Source organism: Ruegeria sp. AM2 (assembly GCF_056540685.1).
This window is the reverse complement of the sequence record NZ_JBQFXE010000002.1, coordinates 636,899-644,493: the sequence shown is the minus strand read 5'-3', so window position 1 is coordinate 644,493 and position 7,595 is coordinate 636,899. Positions and strand designations below refer to the sequence as shown.

The following is a 7,595-nucleotide window of genomic DNA, read 5'->3' as shown; positions in this document are numbered from 1 at the left end:
CCCCATGCTCCTTACGACCCTTGTTCACCAAACGACAAATCGCACCACCCGTCGGATAATAAACACCCGTAACTCCACCCGTCCCAATCGTGATAAACTCCTCTGCATAAACCGCAGTTGAAAACATCGACGCGGCAGCAAGGGTCGAAAGGCCCATTCTCATTCTGGTTTTCATCTTAAAACTCCCTTGATTTTTATGTTGCCAGGAGAAAAGCCCCTAACCAGAGCGTCTGGCCAAAACAATGGACCCATCCGGGATTCCGGTTTCAAACCTCTGATTTTCCCAATTTCTCCCTATGTCCAAAACGTTTCATTCTGAAAGTCTCAAAGTCAAGCTTTCTGGTCCGCGTAGCTTTCCGACGCCTCAATTCTGATGGTTCAACGGGAAGTTTCCCCTCTGACACCGTCAAAATCACAACCTTTGGTTGCTTTGACCAATTGAGCCTGCGCTCCTGAGTCGGAGCAACCCGATGAGACCGTGAAGTCGCGCTGCGACGTGGATCGTGCTCACAGCCCGTTGCCGGACTGAAATTGGGCGGTTAAAACTAGAATGAATTGGACCTCAAACCCGCAAGGCCATCAGATAATGGAAAAAAACGCCCCGAGCCGATTGCTGATCATCGCCGTTTCGATCAGCGCGGCAATCGCAATATGGGGAATTGCAGATCCTCAGGGCTTGGGTCAGCTGGCTGCATCAGCCGTCGCCACGCAATTCGACAGCCGGGGATGGTTCATTATGCTGGAGGCGAGCGGGTTGCTGTTTGTCGCCATTTTCCTTGCCGTTTCCCGGTTCGGAAACATTCGTCTGGGGCCCGACGGTGTCGAACCGGAATTTTCGACACCAGCCTGGATCGCCATGTTGTTCGCCGCCGGAATGGGCGTTGGTCTGCTGTTCTATGGCGCAGCAGAACCGCTGACGCATTTCGAAGTGCTCCGTCAATACAACAATGATCCCGAAGCGGCGAGCTATGCCATGTTCGTTACTTATCTGAACTGGGGTTTTCATGCCTGGGCCATATACGCCGTCGTTGCCTTGGTTATCGCCTATTTCGCTTACCGCCGACATGGCACGCTGTTGCTGAGTGCGCCGCTGATTGATGCCCTAGGAACGGCCAGATGGGTGGTTGCCCTGGGTTGGCTGTTTGATCTTTTGTCGATTGTCGCGATTGCAGTCGGTTTGGCGGGTTCTCTGGCACTTGGGGTTTTTCAGATCCAAACTGGACTGGCAGGTTTGATCGGAGCGTCCGAGCCCGGCAATCTAACAATACCGGTATTTGTTGCCCTCTGCATCGCGTTTATCATTCCTTTGCGGCGGGACCTTGGCGAAGGAATGGCCCGCCTTTCCAATGCGGCGATGCTGATCGCCGTCGCCTTAATGGTTTACCTTTTGATACTTGGTCCAACGTCGTTTTTGATGAATGATATCGTCACCGGATTTGGGCGGTATGTGTTCGACGTTTTGCCCGCCGGATTCTCTACAGCTGAGTTTTTTGACGAAACCGTCGTGAACTGGTTCCAGGACTGGACTCTGAACTATATGATCTGGTGGCTTGCCTGGTCGCCCTTTGTGGGCATCTTCATCGCACGAATCTCACGCGGGCGTACCATCCGAGAGTTTCTTGTCGGTGTCATCATTGCGCCAACGCTATTTTCGATCCTCTGGTTCGGCATATTCGGAGGGTTGGGGTTTTTCGACGCCTTACGTCAGGAAGGAACCCTGTCCGCGATCAACTCGGACAGTCTGGACGCCACGACTTTTGCTTTGTTGGAACGGTTCCCGTTGAACGGGATCACCCGTACAGCAACAATCATCGCGGCGTTTCTTTTTGTGGTGACCAGCGTGGTCAGTGCCGGATTCACACTGGCCATGATCGGCACCGGCGGGGACGAGAACCCATCGCCGCGCATCCGCACGGTCTGGGGTGCAATTCTGGGCGCGTTGGGATTGGCGATGATCCTGGTGGGCGATGTCGCATTGGTCCGCTCGATCATCGCGCTGTCGGCCATCGCCTTTGTGTTCATCGTGCCAGTATTGGTGGTATGTTTGTTCAAAACACTCAGACGGGAAGAGCGACCATGAGCAGCACGTTGATTGACACCCTGCTGAACGTCAATGTCTTTGCGTTTGTCGGCTTTTTAGTCTGGCTTAGCTTGCGACCTGACCCGTAACAATCACTGAGTCCTCATCCGTTCGGGCAAATCAGAACGCAACACGTACCTCTGTGAGTACCAGGTGAGTACCGGAGAAAAGAAAAAACAGAGAGCAGGTTTCCCTAACCCTCTGTTTTTACTTTGGTACCCAAGGCCGGACTCGAACCGGCACGGTATCACTACCGGGGGATTTTGAATCCCCTGCGTCTACCATTCCGCCACTTGGGCCACGACCACTGGATTAGCCTTCAATACCGGGAAGGTCCAGAGGCAAAAATCAACCAATCTTCGGTTTGTTTTTCCAAGGCCGGTTGACGGGTGCCTGACTGCGTGGTTTGGCTTGCCCGATCTGAGTTTGGGAATTTTGTACCTTATGTTGCGATCACTTTATGATTGGACCATCCGTCTGGCCGAGCACCCGCATGCCCTTTGGGCGCTGGCAATCGTCGCTTTCATCGAAAGCTCGTTCTTTCCGATCCCGCCCGATGTGCTGATGATCCCGATGATTCTGGCGCGTCCTTCGCGGGCGTGGCTGATCGCAACAATTGCCCTTGTCGCTTCGGTTCTGGGCGGATTGCTTGGCTATGCGATCGGGGCGTTTTTCTATGAGAGCGTTGGCCAGCCGATCCTCGAATCCATGGGCAAGGCCCACGCGATGGAGGAATTCAACATGCGCTTCAACGATTTTGGCTTTTGGGCCGTCCTGGCCGCAGGGGTCACGCCGTTCCCCTACAAGGTCATCACGATCATGTCGGGTTGGACCGGAATGCCTCTGGGGACGTTCATCGCAACTTCGATTCTGGCGCGGGCGTTGCGCTTTTTCCTTGTGGCCGGTCTGCTTTGGAAATTTGGCGAACCGATCCGCGATTTTATCGAGAAACGGCTGGGTCTGATGTTCACCCTGTTCATCATCTTGCTGTTCGGCGGATTTTTTGTAGTTAAGTACTTATGACGCAAAAAAGACGACTGATCCTGATCGCTGCTGCCGGATCAGCGGCGATGCTATTGGGTGCATGGGGCTTTCAATACCTTGGGGGGCTGGCCCCCTGTAAAATGTGCATCTGGCAGCGCTATCCTCACGGGATTGCCGTTGTCCTGGGCATTGCAGCCTTTGTCTTCCCGGGTATTCGCCCTCTGCCGCTTCTTGGAGCACTGGCAGCCGCAGCAACGGCCGGGATCGGCGTCTTTCACGCGGGTGTCGAGCAAGGCTGGTGGGAAGGCCCCTCTACCTGCACGTCCGGCGATATTGGAGGTCTGACACCCGAGGAATTGCTCAATCAGATCATGTCCGCGCCGCTGGTGCGCTGCGATGAGATTCCATGGGAGATGTTTGGGATTTCGATGGCGGGGTGGAACGCGCTGATTTCTGCAGGGCTTGTTTTGATCTGGCTTGCTGCGTGGCGGTTGCGCTGAAACTTACTGCTGATCCAGTTCAGCATCCCAATAGAGAAAATCAATCCAGCTATCGTGTAAATGATTAGGTGGAAACTTACGGCCAATATTGCGCAAAGCCTCGGCGGCTGGTTGACGGGGCGGCTTGTTCAGCGACATCCCCGCCTGCCGCAGCGATTTGGACCCCTTACGTAGATTGCACGGGCTACACGCCGCAACGACGTTCTGCCAACTGGTAACCCCTCCGGCCGCGCGCGGAACGACGTGGTCAAAAGTCAGTTCTCCACGGCTACCGCAGTACTGACACTTGAATTCATCCCTCAGAAATAAATTAAAGCGCGTGAAGGCCACGCGCTTTCTGGGTTTTACATAGTCTTTCAAAACAACGACCGAGGGTATTCGGATCTCGGTACTCGGGCTTCGGACCACTTCGTCATATTCGGCCACGATGTCCACTCTGTCGAGCCAGGCCGCTTTGATCGCCTCCTGCCAAGGCCAAAGGGACAAGGGGTAATAAGACAAAGGACGGTAATCGGCGTTAAGAACCAATGCCGGATGATGCCTCAGCGCACCGGGTTCCCTGACAAATTCGGTCCTGAAGTCTCCGTCCATACCAGAATCGCTCCTCGCTCTGCGCTGCCCGTTTTTGACATCAGAGCGGGGAACACCCGCCCCGGCCTTACCGTGACTATATATCGTGTTAAAACTCTGACAAGCCCCGAGTTTCCACAATATGTCGAAGATTGGGTAAGCCGAATCCGTAACAACCGTGTGACGGTTATCCACAGGTTGCGCAGCTGTGTTCTGCGGGCTATGGCGGTGCCATGTCCTGGTTCATCCGCTTCAACAAACCGTTCGATGTGCTGCCGCAATTCACGGATCGCGCCAATGCGGATACGCCGCGCCGCACCTTGTCTGATTTCATCGATCTGCCCGGGGTCTATCCTGCGGGACGGTTGGATCGCGATAGCGAGGGGCTAATGCTGTTGACCGACAATGGCCGGTTGCAGGCGCAGATCTCGGACCCCAAGCACAAGATGGCAAAGACTTATTGGGTTCAGGTCGAGGGGATACCTGATACGGCAGCGCTCAAGGCATTGCGCGATGGTATTGAACTCAAGGATGGCCTGACCCGGCCTGCCAAGGCACGGATGATGGATGAGCCCGACGGTCTTTGGGCGCGGACCCCTCCTATTCGTGAGCGCCAGAGTGTTCCAGACACATGGATCGAACTCACGATCCGCGAAGGGCGCAACCGACAGGTACGCCGCATGACCGCTGCGGTCGGGCATCCAACCTTGCGCCTGATCCGAGCCCGGATTGGTGACTGGTCGTTGGACGGTTTGGAGCCAGGTCAATGGGACAGTCTACCTGAGCCTCAAGTGAACGCCGCGCCTCAGCGCAAACGGGATCGCCGCCCACGCCGGTGACAAAAACGCCGATATGTGATAGGCTTAAGGCATGAAACTCTCACGCGACATACCTGCGCCGACAGGCATTCTTGAGGCCGCTCTCTACGTCGATGATCTGGATGCGGCTGAGCGGTTTTATGGTGAGATACTGGCTTTGGAGAAAATCCAACGCGTCGCGGACAGGCATGTGTTTTATCGGGTCGCGGGCTCGGTGCTGCTACTCTTTGTTGCCGACGAGACCGAGAAACCACCGGGAAACCCGGATCTGCCTGTTCCCCCGCACGGTGCGCGCGGTGCGGGGCATGTCTGCCTGACGATGACGCGCGATCAGATCGACACGCTTCGTAGGCATCTGTTGAATTGGAACGTCCCCATCGATGCCGAGTTCGACTGGCCCAACGGAGCGCGGTCTTTGTACGTGCGTGATCCCGCCGGGAATTCCGTCGAGTTTGCCGAAGGTCGCTTGTGGCGCTGAGCCGTTTTCAAAGTGGCTGCTTCTCGCCCCCAACCACACGGCAGATGTCGCTAGAGATCACACCAACTTCACCCAATGCGGCCTGAAACGTCGCCATGTGAGGGGCTTGGAAATGCGCCTCAAGCGCGGCCTGATCGGTCCATTCTTCGTATACGCGGAACCGGTTCGGTTGCCCGAGAATCTGGCTGAACTCGTAAACCAGACACCCTTGTTCCTTGACCGTGTCAGCCACCATCGCCTGCGCCGCCGCGATGGCCTTTTCAACGCCCTCGGGCGATACCTCAACAGTTCCGGTAACGATCAGCATCATGTGCCCTTTCTCAGGTCAAAGCGTTTGGAAATTCTGTTCACTGGCGTTCCGTCACGCAGGGGAACGCCATAGGCCACGGAATAGTCCTGAAAGCCCATCTTGTCGTAATACCTCAGACCCATCGCATTGTCGGCCCGGATCGTCGCGTTGATCGCATTGAACCCCAAAGCCGCCGCCATTTTGACCGTCTCGGCAAACAACGCACGCCCTGCGCCTCTAAGCACCGGTTCGCGACGCGTAAAGGTCGCTATGTCGGCGCAATCCTCAGGCAATTCTTCATATGTGCCGAGCCACTGAAAACCAGCGACCTCGCCCTGCTCATCCAGGGCAACATGGGCGCAAACCTTGTCAGTCCCATCCAGATAGCTCTGCGTGAACAGGGACTCAGTGAAAGGGATTTCAAACGCCGTCGTCCCACCGATGTCGATGATGTCATTCAGGATGCGGCAGGCATCGGCCACATCCTCTCGCATCATCGGACGGACGGTGATCATAGCTAAAGGCTCAGCTTGTCGCGCATGAAGGCCAGTGCGACGCTCAGACCGTCGGGCGCGATGCCGTGCCCGGTGCCTTTCATGACATGGGCGTAGACCTCTTTGAACCCCGCGCCCTGCAACGCTTCGGCAGCTTCGGGCAAAGACTGCGGCGGCACCACGTCGTCGGCATCGCCATGAACCAACAAGATCGGCATACGGCTGACGGTTTCATCGGCCAACAGGTCCGGCTCTAGCAAACGGCCCGAGAAAGCGACGATCCCGGCCACCGGGTCCTCACGGCGCGGGGCGACGTACAGGCTCATCATCGTGCCCTGGCTGAAACCGAACAAAACGACCTGCTCGGGGAGCACGTCCTCGTCGACCATCAAAGCGTCGAGGAAGGCGTTGAAATCAGCGACAGCCATTTCCATGCCCCGCTTTGCCTCTTCCTCGGACGAGCCGTCGATCCATGGGATCGGAAACCACTGAAAGCCATTTGGCATGCCCGGGATTTGTTCGGGCGCGTCAGGTGCCACAAACAGTGTGTCCGGCAGATGTTCGCCCAAAGGATCGGCCAACCCCAATAGGTCCGCCCCATTGGCCCCATAGCCATGTACAAACACAACGACCGAGCGTGTGTCGCCCGAAACCGGCTCTTTTCGGAGCGCATTCAATACCCGAGTCATCTGATCCCTTCTCGTTCTTTTGCCACCCGGTAATAGGCCCACAAAACCCGCGCCGCAACCGACCGCCAGGGCGACCATACTTCGGCCATTTGGCGCAACTCTTTTTCGGTCGGGCGCTTGGGCAGGTCATACAGAATGCGCGCGGCCTCCTGCAGTGCCAGATCGCCCGGAGCGATGACGTCAGCGCGGCCCAAGGAAAACATCGCGTAGATTTCCGCGGTCCAGATGCCGATGCCCGGCACTTCGGTCAAAATGGCAACAACATCTTCATCAGGAACATCACGTAGGGCATTGTAATCTATGCGCGCATCGGCCAGCGCGCGCGCGTATCTGATCTTTTGGCGGCTCAGACCAACAGCCCGTAAATCCTCATCCGTCGCCCACATGATCTTGCGAGGACCGGTCAGTTTCGCGTCCCTTAGCCTCTTCCAGATCGCGTTGGCCGAGGCCACGCTGACCTGCTGGCTGACAATCGCGCTTAGCAACTGAGCGAAACCGTCCGGACGTCGGCGCAGAGGCAAAGGGCCTACCTGCTGCATCGCATAAGCCATGCGTGGGCAAATACCGGCCAGCCATGTGGCCCCCTCGGACACGCAGTCATTGGTTTCGATGATACGACCGACGGGCATGCGCTCTCTCAAAAGTGACAATAATTCGCACGTTAGGCGGATGGACGGGTTATGCAAGCGGCTT

At 56.5% G+C, this 7,595-nt stretch carries 10 protein-coding genes, 1 tRNA gene and 1 pseudogene; 5 read left to right on the top strand and 7 right to left on the bottom strand.

Features of this window, described 5'->3' with window-relative positions; genetic code table 11:
• Positions 1–163, bottom strand: a pseudogene (locus ACR0CR_RS08765) (TAXI family TRAP transporter solute-binding subunit); the annotation flags it as partial.
• A 423-nt stretch (positions 164–586) separates the two neighbouring features.
• On the opposite strand from ACR0CR_RS08765, the gene ACR0CR_RS08760 reads away from it, so the two are divergent.
• Positions 587–2,080 carry a BCCT family transporter gene (locus ACR0CR_RS08760; RefSeq protein ID WP_480598232.1) on the top strand — a complete coding sequence of 498 codons (1,494 nt, stop codon included), beginning with the start codon at positions 587–589 and terminating at the stop codon, positions 2,078–2,080.
• 213 nt (positions 2,081–2,293) lie between these two features.
• On the opposite strand, the gene ACR0CR_RS08755 is transcribed toward ACR0CR_RS08760, so the two are convergent.
• Positions 2,294–2,379 (bottom strand) — tRNA-Leu (locus ACR0CR_RS08755).
• Between the two features lie 145 nt (positions 2,380–2,524).
• Between ACR0CR_RS08755 and ACR0CR_RS08750 the strand changes: the two genes are divergently transcribed.
• Positions 2,525–3,103: a YqaA family protein gene (locus ACR0CR_RS08750; RefSeq protein ID WP_480598231.1), complete on the top strand. Its 579-nt coding sequence runs from the start codon at positions 2,525–2,527 to the stop codon at positions 3,101–3,103.
• Entirely contained in the window at positions 3,100–3,564 is a 465-nt protein-coding gene (locus ACR0CR_RS08745) for a disulfide bond formation protein B (RefSeq protein ID WP_480598230.1), read from the top strand. Before ACR0CR_RS08750 ends, ACR0CR_RS08745 begins: the two co-directional genes overlap by 4 nt.
• 3 nt (positions 3,565–3,567) lie before the next feature.
• Here the strand turns inward: ACR0CR_RS08745 and ACR0CR_RS08740 are convergent, their stop codons facing one another.
• On the bottom strand, positions 3,568–4,155 hold the full coding sequence (locus ACR0CR_RS08740; protein WP_480598229.1) for an HNH endonuclease: 588 nt from the start codon (positions 4,153–4,155) through the stop codon (positions 3,568–3,570).
• Positions 4,156–4,367: 212 nt separating this feature from the next.
• On the opposite strand from ACR0CR_RS08740, the gene ACR0CR_RS08735 reads away from it, so the two are divergent.
• Complete coding sequence (locus tag ACR0CR_RS08735) at positions 4,368–4,973, top strand: rRNA large subunit pseudouridine synthase E (RefSeq protein ID WP_480598228.1); 606 nt, start codon at positions 4,368–4,370, stop codon at positions 4,971–4,973.
• A 31-nt stretch (positions 4,974–5,004) separates the two neighbouring features.
• On the top strand, positions 5,005–5,430 hold the full coding sequence (locus ACR0CR_RS08730; RefSeq protein ID WP_480598227.1) for a VOC family protein: 426 nt from the start codon (positions 5,005–5,007) through the stop codon (positions 5,428–5,430).
• A 7-nt stretch (positions 5,431–5,437) separates the two neighbouring features.
• Here ACR0CR_RS08730 and ACR0CR_RS08725 read toward each other — a convergent pair whose 3' ends face one another.
• Genes ACR0CR_RS08725 through ACR0CR_RS08710 form a run of 4 tightly spaced genes read right to left on the bottom strand, consistent with a single transcriptional unit; the run spans position 5,438 to position 7,531 of the window.
• Positions 5,438–5,740 (bottom strand): putative quinol monooxygenase, encoded by a 303-nt coding sequence (locus ACR0CR_RS08725; RefSeq protein ID WP_480598226.1) that lies wholly within the window; start codon positions 5,738–5,740, stop codon positions 5,438–5,440.
• The gene (locus ACR0CR_RS08720; protein ID WP_480598225.1) at positions 5,737–6,234 is read right to left on the bottom strand and encodes an N-acetyltransferase family protein; all 498 of its coding nucleotides are present in this window, start codon (positions 6,232–6,234) and stop codon (positions 5,737–5,739) included. Before ACR0CR_RS08720 ends, ACR0CR_RS08725 begins: the two co-directional genes overlap by 4 nt.
• Positions 6,235–6,236: 2 nt before the next feature.
• Positions 6,237–6,902: an alpha/beta hydrolase gene (locus tag ACR0CR_RS08715; protein WP_480598224.1), complete on the bottom strand. Its 666-nt coding sequence runs from the start codon at positions 6,900–6,902 to the stop codon at positions 6,237–6,239.
• A complete protein-coding gene (locus tag ACR0CR_RS08710) occupies positions 6,899–7,531 on the bottom strand; it encodes a DNA-3-methyladenine glycosylase family protein (RefSeq protein WP_480598223.1) in 633 nt (210 codons plus the stop codon). The genes ACR0CR_RS08715 and ACR0CR_RS08710 overlap by 4 nt, the downstream gene beginning before the upstream one ends.
• Positions 7,532–7,595 lie beyond the last annotated feature (64 nt).

Coding starts and splice junctions, on each gene's coding strand:
- ACR0CR_RS08740 (WP_480598229.1), bottom strand. CDS start 4,155: ATGGACGGAGACTTCAGGACCGAATTTGTCAGGGAACCCGGTGCGCTG.
- ACR0CR_RS08745 (WP_480598230.1), top strand. CDS start 3,100: ATGACGCAAAAAAGACGACTGATCCTGATCGCTGCTGCCGGATCAGCG.
- ACR0CR_RS08725 (WP_480598226.1), bottom strand. CDS start 5,740: ATGATGCTGATCGTTACCGGAACTGTTGAGGTATCGCCCGAGGGCGTT.
- ACR0CR_RS08735 (WP_480598228.1), top strand. CDS start 4,368: ATGTCCTGGTTCATCCGCTTCAACAAACCGTTCGATGTGCTGCCGCAA.
- ACR0CR_RS08730 (WP_480598227.1), top strand. CDS start 5,005: ATGAAACTCTCACGCGACATACCTGCGCCGACAGGCATTCTTGAGGCC.
- ACR0CR_RS08750 (WP_480598231.1), top strand. CDS start 2,525: ATGTTGCGATCACTTTATGATTGGACCATCCGTCTGGCCGAGCACCCG.
- ACR0CR_RS08715 (WP_480598224.1), bottom strand. CDS start 6,902: ATGACTCGGGTATTGAATGCGCTCCGAAAAGAGCCGGTTTCGGGCGAC.
- ACR0CR_RS08760 (WP_480598232.1), top strand. CDS start 587: ATGGAAAAAAACGCCCCGAGCCGATTGCTGATCATCGCCGTTTCGATC.
- ACR0CR_RS08720 (WP_480598225.1), bottom strand. CDS start 6,234: ATGATCACCGTCCGTCCGATGATGCGAGAGGATGTGGCCGATGCCTGC.
- ACR0CR_RS08710 (WP_480598223.1), bottom strand. CDS start 7,531: ATGCCCGTCGGTCGTATCATCGAAACCAATGACTGCGTGTCCGAGGGG.